General features: G+C 63.0%; 24 protein-coding genes. 2 read left to right on the plus strand and 22 right to left on the minus strand.

The genetic code is table 11. The annotated features are described in order from the left end of the window. Window positions 1-7 precede the first annotated feature (7 nt). From rpmF to ABEA23_RS13800, 5 genes are all read right to left on the minus strand, one after another. Window positions 8-211, minus strand: a complete 204-nt coding sequence (rpmF, locus tag ABEA23_RS13780) for a 50S ribosomal protein L32 (RefSeq protein ID WP_044494594.1) — start codon at window positions 209-211, stop codon at window positions 8-10. Between the two features lie 66 nt (window positions 212-277). Then, window positions 278-856, minus strand: a complete 579-nt coding sequence (locus ABEA23_RS13785) for a YceD family protein (RefSeq protein ID WP_345478556.1) — start codon at window positions 854-856, stop codon at window positions 278-280. A 21-nt stretch (window positions 857-877) separates the two neighbouring features. Further along, on the minus strand, window positions 878-1786 hold the full coding sequence (gene galU / locus ABEA23_RS13790) for a UTP--glucose-1-phosphate uridylyltransferase GalU (RefSeq protein WP_345478557.1): 909 nt from the start codon (window positions 1784-1786) through the stop codon (window positions 878-880). 43 nt (window positions 1787-1829) lie between these two features. Continuing rightward, complete coding sequence (gene coaD / locus ABEA23_RS13795; protein WP_345478558.1) at window positions 1830-2306, minus strand: pantetheine-phosphate adenylyltransferase; 477 nt, start codon at window positions 2304-2306, stop codon at window positions 1830-1832. Between the two features lie 9 nt (window positions 2307-2315). After that, window positions 2316-3509, minus strand: coding sequence for a glycosyltransferase family 4 protein (locus tag ABEA23_RS13800; RefSeq protein ID WP_345478559.1), 1194 nt, complete (start codon window positions 3507-3509; stop codon window positions 2316-2318). Between the two features lie 24 nt (window positions 3510-3533). Between ABEA23_RS13800 and ABEA23_RS13805 the strand changes: the two genes are divergently transcribed. Continuing rightward, window positions 3534-4787, plus strand: coding sequence for an aminotransferase class I/II-fold pyridoxal phosphate-dependent enzyme (locus ABEA23_RS13805; RefSeq protein ID WP_345478560.1), 1254 nt, complete (start codon window positions 3534-3536; stop codon window positions 4785-4787). Between the two features lie 18 nt (window positions 4788-4805). On the opposite strand, the gene rsmD is transcribed toward ABEA23_RS13805, so the two are convergent. The 4 genes from rsmD to ABEA23_RS13825 all read right to left on the minus strand — a co-directional run bounded on the left by rsmD (window position 4806) and on the right by ABEA23_RS13825 (window position 9765). After that, the gene (rsmD, locus tag ABEA23_RS13810) at window positions 4806-5354 is read right to left on the minus strand and encodes a 16S rRNA (guanine(966)-N(2))-methyltransferase RsmD (RefSeq protein WP_044494589.1); all 549 of its coding nucleotides are present in this window, start codon (window positions 5352-5354) and stop codon (window positions 4806-4808) included. A 23-nt stretch (window positions 5355-5377) separates the two neighbouring features. Further along, complete coding sequence (locus tag ABEA23_RS13815; protein WP_345478561.1) at window positions 5378-7552, minus strand: ATP-dependent DNA helicase RecG; 2175 nt, start codon at window positions 7550-7552, stop codon at window positions 5378-5380. 36 nt (window positions 7553-7588) lie between these two features. Then, a complete protein-coding gene (locus ABEA23_RS13820; protein ID WP_345478562.1) occupies window positions 7589-8617 on the minus strand; it encodes a DAK2 domain-containing protein in 1029 nt (342 codons plus the stop codon). Window positions 8618-8694: 77 nt separating this feature from the next. After that, on the minus strand, window positions 8695-9765 hold the full coding sequence (locus ABEA23_RS13825; RefSeq protein WP_345478563.1) for an LCP family protein: 1071 nt from the start codon (window positions 9763-9765) through the stop codon (window positions 8695-8697). Window positions 9766-9849: 84 nt separating this feature from the next. On the opposite strand from ABEA23_RS13825, the gene ABEA23_RS13830 reads away from it, so the two are divergent. Continuing rightward, on the plus strand, window positions 9850-10407 hold the full coding sequence (locus tag ABEA23_RS13830) for a DUF3515 family protein (protein WP_081652602.1): 558 nt from the start codon (window positions 9850-9852) through the stop codon (window positions 10405-10407). A 66-nt stretch (window positions 10408-10473) separates the two neighbouring features. On the opposite strand, the gene ABEA23_RS13835 is transcribed toward ABEA23_RS13830, so the two are convergent. From ABEA23_RS13835 to ABEA23_RS13895, 13 genes are all read right to left on the minus strand, one after another. Beyond that, window positions 10474-12054, minus strand: a complete 1581-nt coding sequence (locus ABEA23_RS13835; protein WP_345478564.1) for a transporter — start codon at window positions 12052-12054, stop codon at window positions 10474-10476. Beyond that, entirely contained in the window at window positions 12039-12794 is a 756-nt protein-coding gene (locus ABEA23_RS13840; RefSeq protein ID WP_345478565.1) for an ABC transporter ATP-binding protein, read from the minus strand. The genes ABEA23_RS13835 and ABEA23_RS13840 overlap by 16 nt, the downstream gene beginning before the upstream one ends. 348 nt (window positions 12795-13142) lie before the next feature. After that, on the minus strand, window positions 13143-14099 hold the full coding sequence (locus ABEA23_RS13845; RefSeq protein ID WP_345478566.1) for a tetratricopeptide repeat protein: 957 nt from the start codon (window positions 14097-14099) through the stop codon (window positions 13143-13145). Beyond that, on the minus strand, window positions 14099-16282 hold the full coding sequence (locus ABEA23_RS13850; protein WP_345478567.1) for a hypothetical protein: 2184 nt from the start codon (window positions 16280-16282) through the stop codon (window positions 14099-14101). Before ABEA23_RS13850 ends, ABEA23_RS13845 begins: the two co-directional genes overlap by 1 nt. 162 nt (window positions 16283-16444) lie before the next feature. Further along, on the minus strand, window positions 16445-16741 hold the full coding sequence (locus ABEA23_RS13855) for a hypothetical protein (protein ID WP_345478568.1): 297 nt from the start codon (window positions 16739-16741) through the stop codon (window positions 16445-16447). A 96-nt stretch (window positions 16742-16837) separates the two neighbouring features. Next, window positions 16838-17530: an endonuclease NucS gene (nucS, locus tag ABEA23_RS13860; RefSeq protein ID WP_345478696.1), complete on the minus strand. Its 693-nt coding sequence runs from the start codon at window positions 17528-17530 to the stop codon at window positions 16838-16840. A gap of 116 nt (window positions 17531-17646) precedes the next feature. Continuing rightward, the gene (locus ABEA23_RS13865; RefSeq protein WP_345478569.1) at window positions 17647-17913 is read right to left on the minus strand and encodes a F0F1 ATP synthase subunit epsilon; all 267 of its coding nucleotides are present in this window, start codon (window positions 17911-17913) and stop codon (window positions 17647-17649) included. A 2-nt stretch (window positions 17914-17915) separates the two neighbouring features. Continuing rightward, window positions 17916-19376 carry a F0F1 ATP synthase subunit beta gene (gene atpD / locus ABEA23_RS13870; protein WP_345478570.1) on the minus strand — a complete coding sequence of 487 codons (1461 nt, stop codon included), beginning with the start codon at window positions 19374-19376 and terminating at the stop codon, window positions 17916-17918. Between the two features lie 39 nt (window positions 19377-19415). After that, window positions 19416-20309, minus strand: a complete 894-nt coding sequence (locus ABEA23_RS13875) for a F0F1 ATP synthase subunit gamma (RefSeq protein WP_345478571.1) — start codon at window positions 20307-20309, stop codon at window positions 19416-19418. A 45-nt stretch (window positions 20310-20354) separates the two neighbouring features. After that, window positions 20355-21983 (minus strand): F0F1 ATP synthase subunit alpha, encoded by a 1629-nt coding sequence (gene atpA / locus ABEA23_RS13880; protein ID WP_345478572.1) that lies wholly within the window; start codon window positions 21981-21983, stop codon window positions 20355-20357. Window positions 21984-22065: 82 nt separating this feature from the next. Beyond that, the gene (locus ABEA23_RS13885) at window positions 22066-22875 is read right to left on the minus strand and encodes a F0F1 ATP synthase subunit delta (RefSeq protein WP_345478573.1); all 810 of its coding nucleotides are present in this window, start codon (window positions 22873-22875) and stop codon (window positions 22066-22068) included. Continuing rightward, complete coding sequence (locus tag ABEA23_RS13890; protein WP_345478574.1) at window positions 22875-23432, minus strand: F0F1 ATP synthase subunit B; 558 nt, start codon at window positions 23430-23432, stop codon at window positions 22875-22877. Before ABEA23_RS13890 ends, ABEA23_RS13885 begins: the two co-directional genes overlap by 1 nt. 89 nt (window positions 23433-23521) lie before the next feature. After that, window positions 23522-23731 (minus strand): F0F1 ATP synthase subunit C, encoded by a 210-nt coding sequence (locus tag ABEA23_RS13895; protein ID WP_345478575.1) that lies wholly within the window; start codon window positions 23729-23731, stop codon window positions 23522-23524. Window positions 23732-23769 lie beyond the last annotated feature (38 nt).

Below are 23769 nucleotides of genomic sequence, written 5' to 3' on the forward strand. Positions count from 1 at the left end.
CCGCAGATCAGGCGTCAGCGACTTTGCGGCCCTTGTACTCGTAGAACAGGGGGGTATCGGCAGAGTCGGTCACCAGCTTGGCCTGGTGAGGACGGCTGTAGACGACACGGCCGTTCTCCACAGTCTTCACCAGGGTAGGCACTTCTGCCTTCCACTGGGAGCGGCGGTGACGGGTGTTGGCACGGGACTTCTTCCGCTTCGGAACAGCCACGGTGTCTCTCTTCTCTCTCGTTGACGGACAGTGTCTAGGGGATCAAGTGTAGGCGGTCGGCGAGGCTTAGGCCTCGTCGTCGCCGTCATTCAGTTGGTTCTTCAGGCCCTGCAGTGCAGCCCAGCGGGGATCGACCTGCTCGTGCTCATGCTCTGGGTCCTCCTCCATGCGGAATCCGCACTCTGAGCAGAGCCCTGGGCAGTCATCCCGGCAGACCGGCTGGAACGGAAGAGCCGAGACCATCAGGTCGCGGAGGACAGGTTCGACGTCGACCATCAGGTCTTCGCCGACTGCCCGGTTCTCTTCGTCCTCGCCGGTATCCGTCCCCTGGGCTTTATCGGCCCAGCTGAACAGCTGCATCACATCGACCGTCAGCGGGTAGCTGATGGGGTCCAGGCAGCGGCCGCATTCGCCCACTACCTCCGCCGAGGCGGTGCCGGTCATCAGCACTCCCTCATGCACGGACTCGATCCGAAGATCCACCGCGAGGTTGCTGCCTTCCGGGATACCCACCAGCACAGTGGAAAAGCCCACCGGTGCTGGTACGTCCCGTGACAGTATTTCCTGCGCGCCGGGGTGATCCTTAAGCTGTTTGACGTCCACCTGCAGAGGCCCGGTCTGGCCGGTGCTCTGGGGATGTTTCACAGCAGACCAGCCTACCACGGCTTAGAGCTGGCCCGCGAATTCCTTGAGCCATGCCCGCAGATCCGGACCCAGATCCTCACGATCCACCGCCAGAGTCACCACAGCCTTGATATAGCTGAGCTTATCCCCGGTGTCATACCGACGACCACGGAAAATCACTGCGTGCACCCCGCCGCCCTCTTCCACCGGCTTGCCAGCCATAGCCTGCAGAGCGTCAGTCAGCTGAATCTCATTACCCTTACCCGGAGGAGTCTGCTCCAACTGAGCAAAGATCGCCGGATGCAGCACATACCGACCAATAATGGCCAGGTTCGACGGCGCATCCTCAACCGCAGGCTTCTCCACCAAAGCCTGCACCGGCACCACCTGCGCGCCCTCTTCCTGATCCGCTCCCCCGGCATCAACCACGCCATAGGAAGAGACGTTCTCCTCAGGAACCTCCATCACCGCGATCACCGAACCACCCAACTGCTGCTGGGTTTCCATCATCGTGGTCAGAAGCTCATCACGGGGATCAATCAGATCATCGCCTAAGAGCACCGCGAAGGGCTCATCACCGACGTGCTGCTTCCCGCAGAGCACCGCATGACCAAGACCTTTAGCCTCACCCTGGCGCACATAGTGGATATCCCCAAGCTGGGTGGCATGCCGGACCGCTTCGAGCTTCTTGGTATCGCCCTTAGCCTCCAGAGTGGCTTCCAGGTTCGGGGCCCGGTCGAAATGATCCTCCATGGCGCGCTTATTACGCCCGGTGATCATCAAAATGTCATCAAGACCAGCTTTGGAAGCCTCAGCCACCACGTACTGGATAGCAGGCTCATCCACCACCGGCAGCATCTCTTTAGGCATCGCCTTAGTGGCAGGAAGGAAGCGTGTGCCCAGGCCAGCAGCCGGGATCACAGCTTTTCGAATGGGGGTCGCATTGCTCATGGGCACACCTTACCGTTTTTGATCTGGAAGAAGTCTGAACTCTTTAGGAGGCGTCGCTCAGCCGGCGGTGCACTGCGTGCGGGACGAACTCTGCAATGTCACCGCCGAGAGTGTGGACCTCTTTCACCAGGGTGGAGGACAGATGCGCATAGCGCCCGTCGCCGGCCAGGAAAATGGTCTCCAGTCCCGTCAGATGCCGGTTCATTGTCGCCATGGACGCTTCGTAGGGCAGGTCATGGGTGCCGCGCAGTCCTTTGACCACGGCGCTGGCACCGACGTCCTTGCAGAATTCGGTCAGCAGCACACCGGCTGGCAGCGGTTTGACCGTGACTCCGCGCAGTGCAGAGAACGTCTCCTGGGCCATCTCGATGCGCTGCTCGAGGGTGAACAGTGGGGTCTTATGGATATTGGCTGAGACCGCCACGATCACCTCATCAAAGAGGTTGGCGGCGCGGGCAATGATCTCCACGTGTCCGTTGTGCAGCGGGTCGAATGAGCCGGGGCATACTGCTGAGTGCATGGCTCAAACCTACTTCACACCCGCCGCGGCTGCCTCCAGAACCTCCAGAAAACGATTGAAGAGCAGGTCGCGGTCAAACTGTGTGCGGGCCAGCTCCAGCGCAGCGCGGGAGGCCCCCTCACGGTCAACGGTGCCTACTTCAAGACGCTGAATCAGGTCCACAGCTGCTTCAGCGGGATCCCGACTCAGTCGGAATCCGGCCCCGTGGGCGTCCAGGACATCAGGAAGCCAGCCGTTGTGATTGAAGAGTACGGGCCGGGCGGCGGCCAGCGCGTCAAAGACCTTGTTCAAGGAGTTGACCTCCAGCGCGGGGTTGTCGACCAGGGTCGAGACGGCAAAGTCTGCGGCTGGAAGCATCCGCTCGATCTCGGTGCGCGGGATCTTCCCGGGGAGTACCTCCAGCGGAGGCAGTCCGTACTCGGTGGCGATCCGGCGGCAGTTCTCCGTGTCAGCTCCCTCTCCGTAAGCCACCACGCGGAATGTGCTGCTCCTGGCGGCAAGCTCCCCGGCCAGGCGCACCAGCCACGGCACGTCATAGGTCACGCCGAAGCTTCCGGCATAGAAGAGCACCGTCTCATCCTCTGACCAGCCGAGTTCGGCGCGCACAGCGTCACGGTTCTGCCGGGCGGCGGCGAAGTTCTCGACATCTGAAGCATTAGGCACCACTGTTGTCCGGGCCTTAGGCCAGACTCGTTTGATGCCTTCCTCCATCCCTGGGGACAGCGCGATCACGTGGGCGGCGGATCGATAGGCGATCTTCTCCAGCCGCTGCGCTGCGCGGATCGCTGTGCGGTTCTTCAAGAAGCCCAAGGCCACCGGAGCTTCCGGCCACAGATCCCGCACTTCGAAGACGAAAGGGGCACGGCGCAGCTTGGCGGCCACAATGCCGGGAACAGCTGTGGTCAGCGGGGTCGAGGAAGAGAACACGACGTCGGCCTTGACCCGGGAAGCATAGAAGCACGCCCTGGTCATGAAGGAGATAAAGGAGCGCACCCGCTGCCCAAAGGCCATGGCGTTCTCGTAGGGGACCGCGAGCCGGTGCACGCGGACACCTTCAAGCTCCTGGATCTGCTTCTGCGGTCCGCCGCAGATGACGGTGACTTCGTGGCCGGCGCGAGCCAGCCGCCGAGCGAACTGCCACGGCCGCTGCCACCCCGGCTCCCAGGGGAAATTGAAGTGCTGATGGATATAGACGATGCGCACGATACGCCAGTCTACGATGGAGCCATGAGTTCTCCCTGGGCGCGCGCCGCAGCTGCTGCAAACACTTACGATCAGGCCGGTCATGCTGTGCTGCCCACGGTCTACGAGCGCACCACCGCCGCAGCGATATCCCACGAGGCAGTGAACCTCGGCCAAGGGTTTCCCGACCAGGAGGGTCCCCAGTGGCTGTTGGATGCCGCTGCGGCGGCCATCACCGAGCCCCATACTGGTCCGCCGAATCAGTATGCGCCCGGCATGGGTCTTCCTGTGCTGCGTGAAGCAATCGCCGAGGATATGCTCCGGCGCCAGGGAGTGAGCCTCGATCCGGATACCAGCATCATGGCGACCACAGGGGCTACAGAGGGAATTGCCGCGACGATCTTGGCCTTCGCCACTGCCGGCAGCCAGGTGCTGTGCTTTGAGCCGCACTACGACTCCTACGGGGCGTGCGCTGCCTTGGCCGGTGCTGAACTGGTAGGAGTGCCGCTGACCGCCGGCGATTTCCGTCCCGACCTGGATGCATTCGCTGCGGCCATCAGCGACCGCACCTCTCTAGTGCTGCTGAACACCCCGCACAATCCGACGGGGACGGTCTTCACTGCCGCGGAGCTGGAGCAGATCGTGGAACTCGCTCACCGCCACGGAGCGCGCATCATGTGCGATGAGGTCTATGAGCAGCTCATCCTTGACCCGGAGCAGCAGCACCGCAGCATCCTCAGCATCCCGGGTGCCAGCGATATCGCAGTAGCTGTCAGCTCGGCGGGTAAGTCATTCTCCGTCACCGGCTGGAAGGTCGGTTGGGTGATGGGCGCACCGGCCCTGATCAACCAGGTGCGCGGTGTGAAGCAGTTCCTGAGTTTCTCCTCCGGCCCAGCCTTCCAGTGGGCGGTGGCGCAGGGGCTGCGTGATGATCAGGGGTATCTCTCAGCTCTTCGTTCGGAGCTAGCGGAGGCTCGCAACCACCTTTCGACAGCTCTCGATGAGGCAGGGCTGCGTCCCAATTCACCAGGTGCGGGGTATTTCCTGCTGGCAGATATTTCCGAGCTCACAGACCTCGACGACGCCGCCTTCTGCGATCTCCTAGCGGCGCAGGTGGGAGTAGCGGCCATTCCCGTCTCCGCGCTGATCATCGCTGACCAGATTCCGCGGAACCACCGACTGCGCCGCCTGGTTCGTTTCGCATTCTGCAAAGACCGGCACAGTATTTCTGAAGCAGCGCAGCGTCTGCAGCAGCGATTGCCGAAGGCACTGTCTGCTGCAGACACGTCCAGGTTCTGACGTACCGGGGCGGCAGGCTCAGGCTGGTTCAGCCAGCCAGATGTGCGTAGAGCCGTAAGACTTCTCGTGGAATCGTGAGAGACCTTCTGGCCAGGTGGGCTCGCCACTGCGGGCATCGCGCTCGACGACCACAGTGGCTGCCTCATGAAGCTGCGGAACTGCTGCGCTGAGGACCTTGTTGAGCTCCGCGTCGCTGAGCCCATAGGGCGGGTCGAGGAAGAGCAGCTCGATGGGCTCGCCCTCGCGGTTGTTGAGGTATCTCAGTGCGTCGGCTTTGGTGACTTGGACTTTTCCCTCGAAGAGCTGCGCGTTACGTCCCAGAGTTCGGTAGGCAGATTCTGCCTTGTCCACCGCTTCCAGGGCCCGTGCGCCACGGCTGAGCGCTTCAAAGCCGAGTGCCCCGGAACCGGCGTAGAGATCAACAACGACGGCGCCGTCGAAGGCGTTGTACCCCTCGAGTCGGGAGAACAGCGACTCTTTGACCCTGTCGCTGGTGGGACGGGTGGCGTCGGTAGGGACCGGGGTGAGGCGGCGTCCCTTGTGGGTGCCTGCGATGATCCGTGCCAATGTGTTTCTCCTGAAGGTCGGGTCTAACCGCGGTCGATGTAGTCTTCGGCGTCGTCGTGCCGTGCCTGGAACGTTTCCACAGCATCCCGCAGTTCTGGCAGGCTATGCCAGTCCGGGTCCTCATTGCTGAGCCGGGCGATCCACTCTCCTGCCTGAACGATGAGCTCTTCGTCCCTGGCTGCGCGCAGCAGACGCAGCGTGCTGCGCCCGCCGGACTGCAGGCTGGACAGGATATCGCCTTCACGCCGGCGTGCCAGATCCAGTGTGGCCAGGGCCATGCCGTCGGTGGTGGCAGCGACTTCGCGCAGCCGTTCCACGGAAGGGTGTTCCTCGGGCAGCCGCGTCACCAGCAGGCACTGGTTCTTCTGTGTGTGCCCGCGGCCAATACGGCCGCGAAGCTGGTGCAAGGTGGATATTCCGAAGGAATCGGCGTCCAGGATGACCATCAGTGTGGCGTTGGCGACATCGACGCCGACCTCGATCACGGTGGTGGACACCAGCACATCGAGGTCTCCGCGTTCGAAGGCGTTCATCGTGGCAGCCAGCTCCGCTGCAGGGAGCTGGCCGTGGGCGCCGGCGAGTCGCAGCTGACTCAGCACCGGGATCTCTCGGAGTTTCTGCAGCATCAGCTCCACCGACGCGCCTTCCTCCTCGGCGCTGATCTTGGGGCACACCACATAGCACTGATGACCTGCACGGGCCTCTTCAGCGATCCGGGCCCAGACCCGCTGAATCCACTCGCGTCCGCGCATCATCGGCACCACATGGGTGGCGATCGGGCTGCGCCCGCCGGGAAGACCTTCAAGGACGGTGAGTTCCAGATCGCCGAAGACAGTCATGGCCACAGACCGCGGAATGGGGGTGGCTGACATCACCAGGGTGTGCGGGGTGGGGGTAAAACGGCTGCGCAGTGCGTTGCGCTGTTCCACACCAAAACGGTGCTGTTCGTCAATGACCGCTAAACCCAGCTGAGCGAACTGAACCTTCTCTCCCAGCAGTGCGTGGGTGCCCACTACTATGCCGGCTTGTCCGCTGGCGATGTCCAGCAACGCCTGTTTCCTCGCTGAGGCACTCATGGAGCCGGTGAGCAGGGTGATGTGCACGCCGTCGTCGCCTGGAAACTCGGCGGCCAGAGCACCCAGGCTGCGTCGCAGCGAACGTTCATGCTGCATGGCCAGCACCTCGGTGGGGGCTACTAGCGCGGCCTGCGCCCCGGCATCCACCACCTGCAGCATGGCGCGCAGCGCCACCAAGGTCTTACCAGAGCCCACCTCGCCCTGCAGAAGTCTGTTCATGGGCTTAGACTGCCCGAGATCTGCCGCCAGGATCTCACCGCACCGGCGCTGTCCAACGGTCAGGTCAAAGGGCAGCTGGTCGTCAAAAGCCTGCAGCACCCCGTCTGGCTTCGGCGCTGCCGGAAGTGCAGGGGAAGCCGCTAGCTGACGACGACGTCGGTCCATCAGCCCCTGCACAATAAGCGCTTCGGCAAAGCGGAAGTGCCGCCATCCACGCTCCTGCGCTCCATCCTCCTGGGGACGGTGCACCAGCTCGTAGGCTTCACCGAGGCCGGGCAGATTCTCCGCTTGCGCCACAGCGGGTGGAATCGTCTGTGGCCAAAGACTGAAGTCAGTCTGATTCAGCACGATCTCCATACAGCTTTTGATCTTCCAGCTGGAAACTCCAGCAGTGGCCGGATAAAGCGGAACCGGCACCTCCAAGCGATCCTTGCCTTCACCGGCACCGTGCGGGATCGTCACGCCATCGGATTTCACCACCACTTCGAAGTCCGGATTATTCAGAGTCAGTTGTCCGGCGTAGGTGGTGACCTTGCCGGCGAAGAGTGCAACCACACCAGGCCGCAGCTTGGTGAACGCCTCGTGGCCGTAGAAGTAGGCCATCCGCAGCAGGCCGCCCTGTTCGTCTTTGACCGCCACATCGACGATGAAGCCACGACGGCTGCGCATATCGCGTTTAATACAGGACACCACTTCGGCCATGAACGTGACCTGTTCGCCCTCGTTGAGGTCCACGAACGCCGAGAGCTGGCCGTAGGCAACGTAGCGGCGCGGAAAATGCCGCAGCAGTTCCTCGGCCGTGGTGAGGTTGAGCTCCTTGGCCAGCTTGGATGCGGTCCGACCGCCGAGCAGCCGCTCAAGGGGCGTCTCCGGGCGGACAGAGTCTGGAGCGAGACTGCTCATGAATTACCCACTGCGGTCATCTGCACCTGCAAGCGATCACGAACCCAGCGGGGTGACCGCGCTGCTTTCTACCGCCCCGGCGGCGCTGATGGCCTCAAGTACGGCTTGCTCGTCCTGGGCGTGGACGTGGATACGCCAGCGCAGGGAGCCATCGACCTCGGCCTCGGCACCGATGGGCGTAATGATCACAGCCTCGCCCAGTTCGTCCAAGCGATGGCGAAGCGAGGCTGCGCCCAGTGGGTCCAGACGCACGGTGGACATGATCTCGACGCCGGAGAGGCTGCCGTCTGCGGTGGAAGGCTCTACCGACGACGGCGCCCCGGAGGCCCCTGCACGGGGCTCCTCGCCCGCAGCAGCCCAGCCGGAGAGGCCGGTGAGCAGGTCATCCTGGACATACTGCATGGGGTTCTCGCCACGAACCGTGGCAGCCAGTGCGGCCAGCACCAGCAGCAGGCCCAGCCCGCCGGAGTCCACCACCTGTGCCCGGGTCAGCACTGGCAATTGCTGCTCGGTACGCACCAGAGCCTCCCGCGCTGCCACCACCAACTGCGGCATGGCGGCCTCCAGTGCCGCCCGTGAGTCAGGTTCCTGTGCAGCGGCGGTTTCGTTGTGGGCGGCGTCGCGCACCGCATCAAGAACCGAGAGCATCGTGCCGTCCACCGGTGCAGACAACGCTGACCAGGCTCGCAGGCTTGCTCGGTCTAGGGCACGGCTGAGGCCTTCTACCGTCAACCGGGAGGACCCATGCAGGGGTTCAGCGAAACCAGAGATCAGCACTGCCAGCAAGGTGCCGGAGTTTCCGCAGGCCTCCCCCATGGCCCGGCTTCCCGCCAGGCTGAGCAGCCGACCGAGGTCCTCCTCGGCATCGCTTTGGCGGGCACCGGCGGCTTCTTCCACGGCTTCCCGGCAGGCCCGAATGGTCGCAAGCATATTCGAGCCGGTATCTGAATCCGGGACAGGGAAGACGTTGAGCCTGTTGATCTGCGGCGCGTGGACTTCAAGCATCTGCTCGGCCTGGGCGAACCACTGCAGCGCAGCTGCTGCGCCCTTGACTTTGCCCTTCACGAAGAAGACTCCCTCACGCCGTCGTCGTATGTCCTGTCCCTATTCTCCCCTACCAGCGCCTGAAGTGCGCAGAGCCGCTATTGCGAGAGGTAGTCCGCCAGGGTCCCGTCTTTCATATGCTGGGACATCGCGGCGATGGCTTCGGTGTCCTGGTAGAAGATCCACTGCCCATCTGCGGAGTATCCGTTTCCTGCGGTGGGCAACGTGGTGAACTGCATATTGTTGACTGCCCCGCGTGCGCTCCACGCCAGGCTCGCGGCGGCACCTGCATCGAGCTCTTCGTCGGTGATCAGGTGCTGGGCGAAAGTACCGACCATTTCGTTGACCCGCACCGGATTAGACAGGGTCGAGGGTGTGGCGGCCTGGTCGATCACTGCCCGGATGAAGGTCTGCTGGTTCTGGATGCGCTGGAGATCTCCTGTAGGGAAGGCTTTCCGCTCGCGGACGAAGGCCAATGCCTGTTCCGACGTCATATGCTGCGGACCTTCGGCGAAGCTCATGCCGTTCTGCGCGGTGAAGGCCATAGGCGAGTTCACTGTGACTCCCCCCATGGAGTCCACCAGCCCGGCGAAACCGAGCATATCGATGGCGGCCACGTGGTCTACTCGGACGTCGAAGAGCGACTCGATGGTGGCCACAGTGAGGCCAGGGCCCTGTCCCCCGCCAAGTGCCAGGCCTGCGTTGACCTTATGCCAGCCGTACCCGCCGGGAATCTCGACCCAGAGGTCGCGCGGAATGGAGATGACTGAGACGGCATCCCGGCTTTCCGGGATGTGAACCAGCATCATGGTGTCGCTGCGCCCGCCGCCGGGGACCCGCGGCAGGTTCTCGTTATCACCGGATCCGCCGCCGGAGTCTGAGCCCAGCAGCAGGATGTTCAGGGCGTCGTCGTCGGCGGGACGTTCCTCTTCAGGTGGGAACACCGAGCTCTGTCCATCCTCAGCGGAGGGGAAGTGAGTGACGTTCTCGTTATAAGAACGCTGAAGCACAAAGAGATACGTCAGTGATGCCAGCAGGCCAAGAACTACCAGCACGGCGAATCCACCAAGCACCCATCGTCCGGTCTTGCGGCGCTTGGGTGGAGGTTCTTCCTCAAAGAAGACGGGGCCGTTGTGCGGGGCGCCGTGCCGCGGCGGGGCAGCAGTCATCACATTCTCCTCAGGGTGCCTGCTCATCAAGTGCTGACCGCCAGCGTTTAGCGTGCGGCCTCAGATTCGATCAGAATAGGCCATATGTCTGATAATTCCGCGCAGCCCACGGTGTTGACGTCCTCCGCACCGCGCCCCCGACCCAGGATCGGCGCAGTCCTAACCGGGTCTGCTGCGTTGGCACGAGGGCGGCGAGCCATGCTGGCAGCCGGAATGCTGCTGCTGACTTCCTGCGCAGCCACGGCCACCGTGGAACCTGCTCCCAACGCTGAAGATCCTGACTGCGCGGAGGTCATGCTGCGGCTTCCTGAAGTCATCGGGGACCAGGAGCGCCGCCCCACCAGTTCGCAAGGCACTGCTGTCTGGGGCGAGCCATCGGAGATTGTGCTGCGCTGCGGCGTGGAGCCCATCGGTCCCACCACGGAACCCTGTGTGAGATACGGCGGTATCGACTGGGTCGCTATGGACCGCGAGGATCACTGGCAGCTCATCAGCTACGGGCGCGTTCCTACCGTGGAGGTCCTGCTGGCGATGGAGCAGATCTCGTCGGTCAATGCGATGCCGCCACTGACCGATGCAGTCAGCCGCATTGAGCAATCACGTGAATGCACCGCGTACGTGGAGAACTCCGAGGACCTCTGAACAGGGCTAACGCCGAACTGGGCTATCTCTGCACTGGGCTTCTCCGGGCCGCATTAGTGGGCCGCGTTAGTGGGCTGCGACTTCCTGGAAGAGCTCGGGAGCGGCGCGCTCGTAGACCCGTGCCCCCAGCACTATGCCAGCCACGACCAATCCGACGCCCTTGAGCACTGTTGCTGCGACCAAGAGCCCTAACAGCCAGCCGGCACCATTGACGGCCCACAGAATGAGCAGGACGACATCGGGGATCATCACTGCGGCGGTGAGCAGCATGGTCGCCATCTGAATCGCCATCATTCGTCCGCCAGCACCTTCAGGCTGCTTGAAGGGTGAGTCCCCGGGTTTCGGTGTGGGATAGACGAGCCGAGCGGAGATCACCGAGGAGAGCCCGATGGTGCTCAGCAGCATGCCCAGACTCAAGGCGGTCACCACCAGCAGATGCTCCACGTTGCCTACTGCCAGCATCGGCAGCACGCTTACCGCCAAAGTCACCGGCAGAGAGAAGGTCAGCAGTGAGACGGCACGTCCGGTCCGATCCGCGACGCCGGTGACCCCGGTGGTGACGTGGAGGGCGAATGCGGTGTTGTCATAGGAAATATCGGCCGAGATGGCGTAGCCCAGCATCCATGCGATGAAGGGTCCCAGCGCGTAGAGGGTCCAGGTCTCCCCTGACTGCCACCATAGGAAGAGGCCGAGCACGGCGAGACCGGGGACCACAATCAAGGACCCACCGTATCGGGGGTCTTTCAGCCAGTACGTGAGACTGCGCGCTGCGACTGCTCCCCAGGGAGTAGCCGGGAAGAGCCCGAAAAGTCCGATGTTTCCGCGCTTTGCTGAACGACGCTGGCCGCCTTGGCCACGCGGCTTCTCGGTGATGGTGATCAGGGCGGCGCGGATCATCAGCAGTGCCGCACCTAGGGTGGCCAACTGGATCAGCAGCCGTAAGCCAAACGCTCCCCAGGCCCCGGTGGCGGCATCGTAGGGCAGTGCGGCTCCGGCGGCCAGCGGGGTCCAGGACAGCACTTCGGCGATGACCGGAAGAGCCTCCTGCACATTCTCAAAGACACTGACGGCGCTCGAGACGATCGGGAACGCCATCATGGCCAGACCGAGTCCCAAGATAGCCAGCAGATCGCGCCATTTGCGGGCTGAGAGCCACGCTGAAGCGGCTGTCGTGACCGCCTGTGACACAGCAGTAAAAGTCACCAGCAGAAGTGGGACGCTCAGTATGGCAATCACCGCGGCCATAAGGTCAGAGCGCCACAGCAGGACCTGCCCCACCAGCCAGAGAACGGTCAGAATCGCACCCACAGAGATCATCCGGGCGGCACTGAGTCCAATGACGAGGCTGCGCCGAGGAATGCCGAAGGTGATCAGCTGCCGCGGATCCATCACGGAATCGCCTCCGGTCATCGCCAGCGGCACGATAATCCAGACCAGGGTGACACCCGTGGAGACCACCACACTGGGGATCAGTAGATCCATAGCGGATTCTGCGCGGGCTCCTTCGACGAATTGAGTCGTGACCACCAGCCCTACTAGGCCGAGACCGTAGAGCCCGGCGATCACGGTCCCGGCCAGAGCCCATCCCGAGCGTTTGTACGTGTTCCCCAGCAGCCGCAGCTTGAGGCGGATCAGGCTTTCAACCACGAGAGCTCCTGATCTGTGCCTTCCAGCCCGACAAGTTCCACGAAGCGGGTTTCCAGATCTGAGTCACCGCGCACCTCATCCACTGTTCCGGATGCCAGCAGCTGACCGTGGGCGATGATGCCAACATGGGTGCACATGCGTTGAACGAGGTCCATCACATGGGAGGACAGGATGACGGCTCCGCCGCTGGCCACGTAGGCATCCAGGAGCCCGCGGATGGTCCGGGCGGAAACCGGATCGACTGCTTCGAAGGGCTCATCCAGGACAAGCAGCTCAGGGGCATGCACCATGGCAGAAGCAAGCGCGATCTTCTTGGTCATACCAGCTGAATAGTCCTGAACGAGCTTGCCAGCGGCCTCTTCCAGTCCCAGGACGCGCAGCAGGTCCTCGGTGCGGGTGGCGACAGTTTCGCGGTCCATTCCACGCAGCAGTCCCGCGTAGGTCACCAATTGCTCACCGGTGAGTTTGGAGAACAGCAACACCCCATCAGCAAGGACGCCCATACGCCGCTTGGCCTCGGTGGGGTGCTTCCAGACATCGACGCCGGCTATCTCGGCTGAGCCGGCGTCGGGACGCAACAGACCGGTGGCCATCGACAGGGTGGTGGTCTTACCGGCACCGTTGGGGCCGACGAATCCGTAGAAGGATCCCTTGGGCACATCCAGCGATAGGTCCTGGACAGCGATCTTATCCCCGTATCGCTTATGCAGCCCACGGATGCTCAGTGCATTATTCTCCATAGGCTCCACCCTATCGATGCCACAGTCGGGCAGCCGTCAGCCCTGCGGATGACTTCCGCCAGCGCGCCCGCAACGCGGGGTGCGGGCCGCGTCATGGCGGTTCGGTCCAGCACAGCCGTTCGGTGGCGCGTTCTAACCGCAGCTGGGGCTTGAAAAGCCCGGAATCGCACAACAATGACGTCAAATTGCGCCACCGAACGTGAGGCTCCGCCCGCGGAACCCTTCAGGCGTGATGGCGGGCATAAGCCCGCCGAGTGGAGCCGTGACGTCAGGGACCCGTGCGCCCGCAACACGGGCGTGCGGGCCACGTCATGGCCGTGGCGGGGTCTCCCCGCCCGCGGAACCAACTCAGAACAGGGCAGAGGCTAGGCGCTTGCGCGAGGCCGCCACTCGAGGATCGCTGTCACCCACGATGCTGTAGAGCTCCACCAGGTGGCGCCGCGCAGTTTCGCGATCATCACCGGGATGGGTCTGGATAAACCGCACCAGCCGCGCGAAGGCGTCCTCGACGTGACCACCGAGGACATCGATATCTGCCACCTGGGTCTGGGCTTGCACGTCATCAGGATGCTCAGCGGCGCGCTGGCGCACTGCCGCCAGATCCACATCCTGGGTGCGCTTCATCAGCTTGACCTGGGCAATGCCCAGTTTGGCGTCCTCGTCGTCGGGCTTCTCCCGCACGGCCTGTTCGAAAGCAGCGATCGCGCTGTCGTAGTCTCCCTGCTCCAGCGCCTGGTGAGCTTTCTGGTGCAGCGGCGGCAGTTCTGGTTCACTCGCGCCCTCGGCGGTCCCTGCCTTACGCCCCTGGGGCGGCACGGTTCCGGTAATGCCGTTCTGGGTGGCCAGCTGCATGATCTGGGTGACCAATTGCGGCAGCTGCTCCGCCGGTGCCGTTGCGTCGAATTCACCGATTGGTTGGCCGGCCAGGAACGCGGTCACCACGGGCAGCTGCCCCGCCTGCTGGGCTAGTTCTGGGGAAGCAGCTGCGTCAATCTGGGCAAGAACGAGTCGGCCGCCCTGGGCATCAACCGCGCTTTCCAGCGTCTCGCGGAACTGAGCTGATGTGTCATCGGCCCCATGGATCAGCACCAGAACAGGCACCTGAGCTGAAAGCTGGATCACCTGTTGCAGCTGCTGCGGCTGGATGCTCACGCTCCAGGTGTCAGCACCTGGCTGCTGCGCAGCGGAGCCCGAGGCGCCCGCCGGAGCAGCCCCGGCTGGTCGGCCCTGTGGCTGCTGGGACTGGTCGGTCAGAGAGGAGAGGTCTACTGCCCCTCGCGCATTGATTGAAGGCTGTTCACTCATCAGTCGCTATCGTAGCCCTCAAACCACTCCGGCGTGTCGATGGAAGCGTCAGAGATGATGTCGTGGATGCCCAGCAGGACGACCTCGCCGTCTTCATCGGCCGGAATCTGGAGCACTACCGACTCGGTGGTGCTGATCTCGGTCGGGAACGTGGTCCAGTCAGTGCCGGCCAGCTCCTCGACCAGGTCATGCTCCAGGAAGATCGTATCGCCGTCGTCCAGTGGGGCCATCTGCATCACCAGCTCGAAGGAGCCAGCCACCAGAGTCGAACCGTCAGGCAGCTCCAGGGCTGTGATCTGTTCACCCATCTCCGGGGTTGGGAAGCTCAGCTCGGTGTCTTCAGCTGCTTCGGCCAATTCCTCGTAGTAGCCGTGCAGGCTCTGCAGGTAGATGCTCTCAGCGACCTGCTCACCAAACTCGTCCTCGGAATCGGCGAAGAAGCCGGCGACGCCGCTCAGTGCCTGAGCTGGTGCAGGAGAGGCGGACTCGTCCTCCGGATCAACCGGAACCACACCGCCCTGCTCTGCGGAGAAGGACGGGAACTCGGTGCCCGGTGCCATCAGGGAGGCATGGATGAGCTTGTAGTTCTCCCGCGCGGAGTTCTGTTCCAGAATCAGGATCTGTGGGACTTCACCGTCTGGGTGGTTAGTGATCACCACAGCCTGTCGCGGGAACTCTGTCTCGGAAGTCACTGCCGCAGAGAGCACCTCGGTGCCGATAGGCGCCGGCAGAGAACTCTCAGCGAGGTCATGATTGCGGTAGCTGAGCTCTCGCACTTCGAGTGCATGACCTGCAACCCGCTGCTGGAGGGCCTCAGCATCCTGCTCCTCATCGGCGCTGGCCACCACCTCGGAGATATCACCGAGAATCCGCTCCAACTGGGTTCCCAGCAGCACGGAGTAGCCCTCGGAGGGCACTTCCTCTGCTACGTCGATGTCAGTCTCGGTCTGCTCGGGCTCTTCCGTCGCAGCATATGCCTGCTCGGTGCCGCCTAGAGCTGAGGTCAGCGCAATTGCCACCGCAGGTACGACGGCGTAGGCAGTGCCACGACCGAATCGTCCGCGCAGGCCCTTGGGCTTCTGCGCCGGTGTCTGCGCGTCGTCTGACTTGGACTGCTCGGAGGCGGGTTCGTCGTCGTTGATGACGTGCTCCTGGTCTGTCCGTGGTGCGTCTTCGGGGTCAGCTGCTTCATCCCCGGTCTCACGGTTGGCGTCTTCTTCGGAGATGGCAGTTTCGCTGGCTTCCTGCTGCGACTCATTCTGCTCATCGTCGATGACTTCGGTCTCGGCGAAGGAATCGTCGGAGTCGTCCTGGAAGTCGAAGCTCAGGGCCGTGGTTTCATCCTCGTCGACTTCAGGGTGTTCTTCGGTGATATCAGCGTGGTCTGCCGCCAAAGGCTCAGCTGAAGAAGATTCTTCGACGCTGGAGAGATCTGCTGCAGGGTCTGCGTCAGCAGCACCGGGCAGAGCGATCGAATGGTGATCGAGCGCCTGGTCATCGGATTCAACTGATGAGGACTCTGGCTCGGTGGCCAGACCAGCGGATGCTGCGGTGGCGCCATCGGCGTTGTCAGCCGCAGCTTCACGGCGCGTTGCTCCCAGAGCTCGGTAGAACAGCGCCAAGGCAACCAGCACGGCGAGGGCTCCGAGGATCACCAGGGTGATACCCAGACCCTGCGAGCCCGGCGCCGGGCGCTCAGCGGAGATTGTCACGGGAGCAGCGGCTTCACCGTCGCGGAAGACCAGCAAGGACCATTCTTCGTCCGTGTCGGGGGTGCTCCAGCGGTAGAGGAGTTCGCCCTCAGTGGTCTCGGTCGCTACCCAGAGGTCTGAGTTCAGCGGATTCGGGGCCTGCTGCTCACCCTCAATGTGCTCAACCTCGATCTCTGCCTGATCGGCTGAGTCAGTGACTCCGGTGACGCGGTTGTAGGCGGCGTCGCCCAGCCATGCCTCGATATCATGTGCCCGACCGATCGCCAGGCTGTATTCGCCGTCGCCTTCAATGGTGAACTCATCGTGACCCTCTTCGGCGTCGATGAGGTCATCGGTGATGACAGTGAACGGTGCCTCCTCTGCCGGCTGGCTGCGGACGTCCTCGGGTTCGCCAGGGACGAGCTGGCCGATGCCGAAGCCGAGCAGGATCAGCCCGAGAAGAAAGGCAGAGACGGGATAGAGGAATCGCACGGTACGAAGTGTCCTTTGGTGGTGGATACGCGGTAGTTCAGCGGCCTACACTATCGAAGATAACGATAAGGTCACAATCTTGTGACTGCCTGGACGCTGGCCCCGCACTGGTGGCCGGCATAGCACCTGGTCAGCGCGGGCCCTCCCGAGGAATGGACGGATTCAGGCGGCGATTCTCCAACAGTGGGAATGCCAATGGCGCCGTTGTTCTGCAGCGTATTCAACACCGAAGAGTGAACCAGTGGGCCAGGCGACGATATGCGCCGTCTGAGGTGGGATCCGACCGTGACAGCCCGGGCAGATGTATTCCTTCTGCGCAGCAGCTGCCGAAATGAACCGCACGTGATATTCACCGTCGCGCTTGGTGGCGATACCGGTACTGATACCGCCAGGAGCGAGGAACTGAGTGCTCAACGGGCGCTGTTCCCGCTGCCACTTCGATGCTCTGCGCTTGGCCATAGGACTATTCTCCCATCCGATGGTGCGCGACAGGCTGAAAATCGCGTCGAAAGCGCAACAAACGGTGGGAAGCCTCATGTCCCTGGCGCAACTGACTCAGAACAGCCGCGAGTCGGCGTCGTCGACGCCCTTCATCTCCTCGTAGTCGAGCACCACGCAGCGGATGCCTCGATCCTCAGCCAGAGTTCTGGCCTGAGGTTTGATCTGCTGGGCAGCGAAGACACCGCTGACCGGGGCGAGCAGTGGGTCGCGGTTGAGCAGCTCCAGATAGCGGGTCAGCTGCTCCACACCGTCGATATCGCCGCGACGTTTAAGTTCTACTGCCACAGTTCCCTGAGGACCCTTGGCCAGAATGTCTACCGGCCCGATGGGGGTCGGGTGTTCACGGCGGATCAGGGCGTGCCCATCCCCCAGCCGCTCGATCTGTTCCGACAGCAGTCGTTGCAGATCTGCCTCGACACCGTCCTTGACCAGCCCGGGATCGGTGCCAAGCTCATGCGAGGAATCGTGGTGAATCTCTGAGATGAGGATCTTTAAGGTGTCATCTGATTTGGTAGCGGATACTGTCCACACCTCTTGAATTCCGGCCTCGGCCTGATGCTCATCCGGTGCGCTCACCCGCATCGTCGCTGGTGGCGACATCCAGTTCAGCGGTTTATAGGAGCCTCCGTCTGAGTGAATAAGCACCGCTCCGTCAGCTTTGACCATCAGCAGGCGCTTCGCCAGAGCCATATGGGCATTGAGCCGACCGGAATAGGTCACCGAACATGTTGCTATCACCAATCGCACGGTCATCGATCCTATCGTGTGGTCTCGGCCCGCGCGGAGTCGGGCAGATACACCGATGGCCCCCGGCGGAACCGGGGGCCATCACGTGAGTGTGAAGTGAGAGTCAGGCTGAGGGATCAGCCGTTGGAGAGCTCGGCGTCGTCGGCGACGATGGTGACCCGATCATGGTCGACGGAGAAGAAACCTCCGCTGACCTGGGCCTTCACAGCGGTGCCACTGACCGGCTCCACCACCAGCTCGCCCTCGCCCAACAGGGCGAGTACCGGGGTGTGACCGGGCAGGATGCCTATGTCGCCCTCCACGGTGCGCGCGCGCACCGACTTGGCCTGCCCCGACCACACAGCGTGGTCAGAGGCTACGACCTGAACGTCGAGCTGAGCCATGATCAGCCTTTCTTCTGGATCTCGGCGTACTTCTTCTCGACGTCGTCCAGGCCGCCGATGTTGTAGAACGCCTGCTCCGGGATGTGGTCAAGGTCGCCATTGGCGATGGCGTTGAAGCCCTCGATGGTGTCCTTGATCGGCACTGTGGAGCCTTCGACACCAGTGAACTGCTTAGCAGTGTAGGTGTTCTGGGACAGGAACTGCTCGATGCGGCGAGCGCGCGAGACGATGATCTTGTCCTCTTCGGAGAGCTCGTCCACGCCGAGGATCGCGATGATGTCCTGCAGTTCCTTGTTCTTCTGCAGGATCTGCTTCACGCGGGTGGCGCAGTCGTAGTGCTCCTGGCCCACGTACTGCGGGTCCAGGATGCGCGAGGTGGATGTCAGCGGATCCACCGCCGGGTACAGACCACGGGAAGCGATCGCACGGGAAAGCTCGGTGGTGGCGTCCAGGTGTGCGAAAACGTTGGCCGGTGCCGGGTCGGTGTAGTCATCAGCAGGCACGTAAACGGCCTGCATGGAGGTGATCGAGTGACCGCGGGTGGAGGTGATGCGCTCCTGCAGAACACCCATCTCATCAGCCAGGTTCGGCTGGTAACCCACTGCCGAGGGCATACGACCCAGCAGGGTGGAGACCTCAGAGCCGGCCTGGGAGAAGCGGAAGATGTTATCGATGAAGAGCAGCACGTCCTGGTTCTTCACATCACGGAAGTACTCAGCCATAGTCAGACCGGTCAAGGCTACGCGCAGACGCGTTCCCGGGGGCTCATCCATCTGGCCGAACACCAAGGCGGTGTCCTTGAGAACGCCGGCCTCTTCCATCTCGACCCAGAGGTCGTTGCCCTCACGAGTACGCTCGCCGACGCCGGCGAACACCGAGGTACCGCCGAAGTTACGGGCCACACGGGTGATCATCTCCTGGATGAGGACCGTCTTGCCCACACCTGCGCCGCCGAAGAGGCCAATCTTGCCGCCCTGGATATACGGGGTCAGCAGGTCGATCACCTTGATGCCGGTCTCCAGCATCTCGGTGGAGCCCTCCAGAGCCGCGAAGTTCGGTGCCTGGCGGTGGATGGGCCAACGGTCCTCGATCTCGAGGTCCTCGATGGGCATATCGAGAGTCTCACCGAGGACGTTGAAGATATGTCCCTTGACAGTGTCGCCGACGGGCACGCTGATCGGAGAACCGGTGTCCCGCACGGGCACACCGCGGACCAGGCCGTCAGTGGCCTGCAGGGAGATGGCACGCACGATGTTGTCGCCCAGGTGGGCGGCGGTCTCGAAGGTGATCTTGCGAGTCTGTCCGCCGATGGTCAGCTCGGAGGTCAGAGCGTTGTACATCTCTGGAATGGCGTCAGCGGGGAACTCAATGTCCACAACCGGGCCGATCACGCGGGCGATCCGTCCGGTCGCTCCGGGCTGAACGGCCCCGGCGGGGCTCTGTTCTGCAGTAGTGGCAGTCATCTCTCTCACTTCACTTGATCTTTGATGATGTCAAAGGGCTTAGGACGAAGCCAGCGCGTCTGCACCGGCGATGAGCTCGGTGAGCTCCTGGGTGATCTCGGCCTGGCGAGCGTTGTTACGCAGCAGCGTGTACTTGCGGATGAGTTCGTCTGCGTTATCTGCAGCGGACTTCATTGCGCGCTGACGTGCGGCCAGTTCGGAGGCGGAGGCTTCGAGCATTGCGGCGAAGATCTTGGACTCGATGTACTTCGGCAGCAGCTCGTCCAGCACCTCCTCGGCGGAGGGCTCAAAATCGTACTGAGGCAGGAACTCCTCGGCAGACTCGGCTTCCTTCGCGACAACAGCGAGTGGCAACAGTCGCTGAACCACCGGCTCCTGGCTGACCATCGACTTGAACTGCGTGTAGACCAGGTAAAGCTCGTCCACGCCGCCCTCCTCAGTGGGCTGAGTGAAGCGCTCGACCAGTGTCTGACCGATCCCGCGGGCGCGCTCAACTGCGGGCGCATCCGTCTGGCCGGTCCAGACCTTGTCGTACTCACGGTCACGGAAGTCGTAGAAGGCCTGAGCCTTGCGACCGTAGAGGTACGGACGCACCTCAATGCCGTCTTCCTTCAGCCGTGCAGTCAGCGATTCAGCGCGCTTGAGCACGTTGGTGGAATACGCTCCGGCCAAACCACGGTCGCTGGTCATAATCAGCACTGCCGCACGCTTAGGCGCATCCGCCTTCTGCGTAAGCACATGCTCGATATCGTTCTGCGAGGCCACGGCCGAGACCGCACGGGTGATGGCCTCGGCATAGGGCGAGGCCGCCTGTGCGCGGCTGCGCGCCTTGCCGATGCGCGAGGTCGCGATCAGCTCCATCGCCTTGAAGATCTTCTTCATCGACGAAGTCGATGCGATCTTCTGGCGATAGACCCGGATCTGGGCTCCCATGCTTGTCCTTCCCTAAGTAGTCAGTCGAAGAGTTCGGTGCATCCGCTACTTCTGAGCGGCGATCTCTTCCTGTTCGATGTCCTCAGCCGAGAGAGCCTCAGCGGTCTCGTTGCCCAGGATGGACTGGGAGCCTTCCGACTGGAAAGCGTTCTTGAAGTCCACGATGGCTTCGTTCAGCGTGTTGAGGGTGTCGTCCTCGAGCTTGCCGGTGGCAGCAATGTTGGTGAGCACGTCAGTCTTGCGCTTGAGGTGATCGATCCACTCGGCTTCGAAGCGCTTGATATCAGCCAGCTCCACGTCATCGAGGTGGCCCTGAGCGCCGGCCCAGATGGAGACGACCTGCTCTTCAACCGGGTACGGGGTGTACTGGGCCTGCTTGAGCAGCTCGGTCTGACGCTCGCCGCGCACCAGCTGCTGGCGGGTAGCGGGATCAAGGTCCGAGGCGAACATCGCAAAGGCCTGCATATCCCGGTACTGGGCAAGATCCAGCTTCAGTGTGCCGGAGACCTTCTTCATGGCCTTGACCTGAGCAGCGCCACCCACGCGGGACACCGAGATGCCCACGTCCACAGCGGGACGCTGGTTAGCGTTGAAGAGGTCCGACTGCAGGAAGATCTGACCATCGGTGATGGAGATGACGTTGGTCGGGATGTAGGCGGAGACGTCATTGGCTTTTGTCTCGATCAGCGGCAGTCCGGTCATGGAGCCGGCGCCCATCTCATCGGAGAGCTTTGCGCAACGCTCCAGCAGGCGTGAGTGCAGGTAGAACACGTCACCCGGGTATGCTTCGCGTCCCGGCGGGCGGCGCAGCAGCAGGGACACAGCACGGTAGGCCTCAGCCTGCTTGGAGAGATCATCAAAGATGATCAGCACGTGCTTGCCGCCGTACATCCAGTGCTGGCCGATAGCCGAGCCTGCAAAGGGTGCCAGGTACTTGAAGCCTGCCGGGTCGGATGCCGGGGAAGCCACGATAGTGGTGTATTCCAGGGCACCGCGATCGGCCAAGGTCTGGCGCACAGCAGCAATGGTGGAAGCCTTCTGTCCCACAGCGACGTACACGCAGCGGACCTGCTTGTTGACGTCGCCGGATTCCCAGTTGGCCTTCTGGTTGAGGATCGCGTCGATGGCGATGGCGGTCTTACCGGTCTGACGGTCGCCAATGATGAGCTGACGCTGACCACGGCCGATCGGAATCATGGCGTCGATAGCCTTAATGCCGGTCTGCAGCGGCTCGTGGACCGACTTACGCTGCACCACCGAAGGTGCCTGCAGCTCCAGCGCCCGGCGGCTCTCGGCTTCGATCTCACCGAGGTCGTCGATCGGGTTGCCCAGCGGGTCCACCACGCGGCCCAGGAACTTGTCACCCACCGGAACGGAGAGCACCTCGCCGGTGCGGGTCACTTCCTGGCCTTCTTCGATGCCGGAGAACTCGCCCAGGATCACCACGCCGATTTCGCGGGTGTCCAGGTTCTGGGCCAAGCCCAGGGTTCCGTCTTCGAAGCGAAGCAGCTCGTTCGCCATAGTGGAGGGAAGTCCCTCCACTCGTGCAATTCCGTCGGCTGCCGAGATCACACGTCCGACCTCGACTCGTTCTGCCGCGCCAGGCTCGTAAGACGCAGCGAACTCGGTCAAAGCATTGCGGACGTCGTCGGCGTTGATGGTCAAGTCGGCCATCTGCAGTCCCTGCTCTCCTCTATCAGTGGCCGCACCGTCGGCGGCCGTTCGGTTCAAAGATTCGTATTGTTGCCAGCGTGAGCTAGCGGGCCAGTGTCCGGCTCAGGTTATTGAGTCGGGCAGCGACGGTGCTGTCGACTACCTCATCCCCCACCTGTACCCGGATGCCGCCGACCACTGCGGGGTCGACGACGACGTCGAGCTTCAGCTCCCTGCCGAAGTACTTGTCCAGGCTGGTAGACAGTTTCTGCAGGTAGGCGCTGTCCAGTTGCTTCGCCACGGTGACCTGCGCAATCCAGCGCTGCTGACGGGCGGCGATCGCCGAAGCGAACTTCTCCACCAGCCTGGTCGGGCGCACTCCGCGGGGCTGGGTCACAGCGCGATCAATGAGCAGGCGCGCCTCAGCGGGAACGCTGGGGGTCAGCCGGGCGGCAAGTCGCTGCTTAGCCTCCGGTGTTGCCTGTGCATCGGTGAAGGCGCGCTGCAGTTCATGGGACTCGGCAACCGTGTGGCGGAATCCCAGCAGCGCGCTTTCCAGGTCCTCAAGACCGCTGAGCCCGTCGCGTTCCGCTTTAGCTGCGGTGACGGTGACGGCAAGGGTCTCCAGGGCGTCCCCCAGGTCACGTTCAGAGCTCCAGCGCCGGGAGACTGCTGCCTCCAGAACGCTGACAGTGGGCTCGGCGACCTTATTGCCGAAGAGCGTGCGCGCCAGGGCTGCCCGCTCTGCCGGCTGCCGTGCAGGATCTGTCAGTGACCGGCGCAGCGATGCCGAACCCTCCAGGACGTCCAGCGCAGCGAACAGCTCATCGGCCACCGAGAGATCGGCGGAAGAGATGGTTGCTGCAAGGTCGCTCCGCAGGCTTGCCAGGGATTCGCTGGTCACCGCCGCCATTACTGGGTCGCTCCTGCCCGGTTCTGCTCAGCATCAAGATCAGCAAGGAAACGGTCGACCACTCGCTGGGAGCGGGCGTCGTCTTCCAGAGCTTCACCGACAATGCGGCCTGCCAGCTGGGTGGCGAGGCTGCCGACGTCGGCCTTGAGCTGTGCAGCTGCGCTGGCGCGCTCTGCTTCAATCTGGGCCTGAGCCTGCTCACGGATCCGGGCGCTCTCAGCGGCGGCCTTCTCCTGAGCCTCAGCCACGATCTGGGCTGCCTCGGCACGAGCTTCCTCGCGGGTGCGGGATGCCTCGGCACGAGAATCGGCGAGCTGCTGCTCATACTCGGCTTTCAGAGCCGCGGCCTCGGCCTTAGCCTCCTCGGCCTCGTTGATGCCGCCCTCGATCGCCTGCACACGCTTCTCATACGTGGCCTCGAACTTCGGGGCCACCACCTTGACGATGATGAAGAGCAGGACGATGAAGCCCAGGAAGGCCACCGCCATCTCCCAGGGGTTTGGGAAGAAGGGGTTGGCATCGCCGTCCGCGGCCTGGATCAGTGCGGTGCTGATCATGTGTTCACCCATTTCTCTTGAGATCTGATCTTCAGACGCTTTGCAGACGGGGGCGTGCCCCCAGCTGCTCGCGATAAGTCCTTAAGTGATTAGAGGACGAAGGCGAGTGCGAGACCGAAGATCGCGAGCGCCTCAACCACAGCGAAGCCGAAGATGGCGATGGGCTGCAGCACGCGCTGTGCCTCGGGCTGGCGGGCAACACCGTTGATGTAGGCAACGAAGACCATGGCCACACCAATTGCGGAGCCGACAGCTGCCAGGCCGTAGCCGATCATGTTGAGGTTACCGGTGATTTCCATGTGCTCTCTTTCTTGTGAAGGTGCCGGGTGGTCCGGCG

Origin of the sequence: Nesterenkonia rhizosphaerae (assembly GCF_039544555.1) — a bacterium.
GTDB classification, from domain to species: domain Bacteria; phylum Actinomycetota; class Actinomycetes; order Actinomycetales; family Micrococcaceae; genus Nesterenkonia; species Nesterenkonia rhizosphaerae.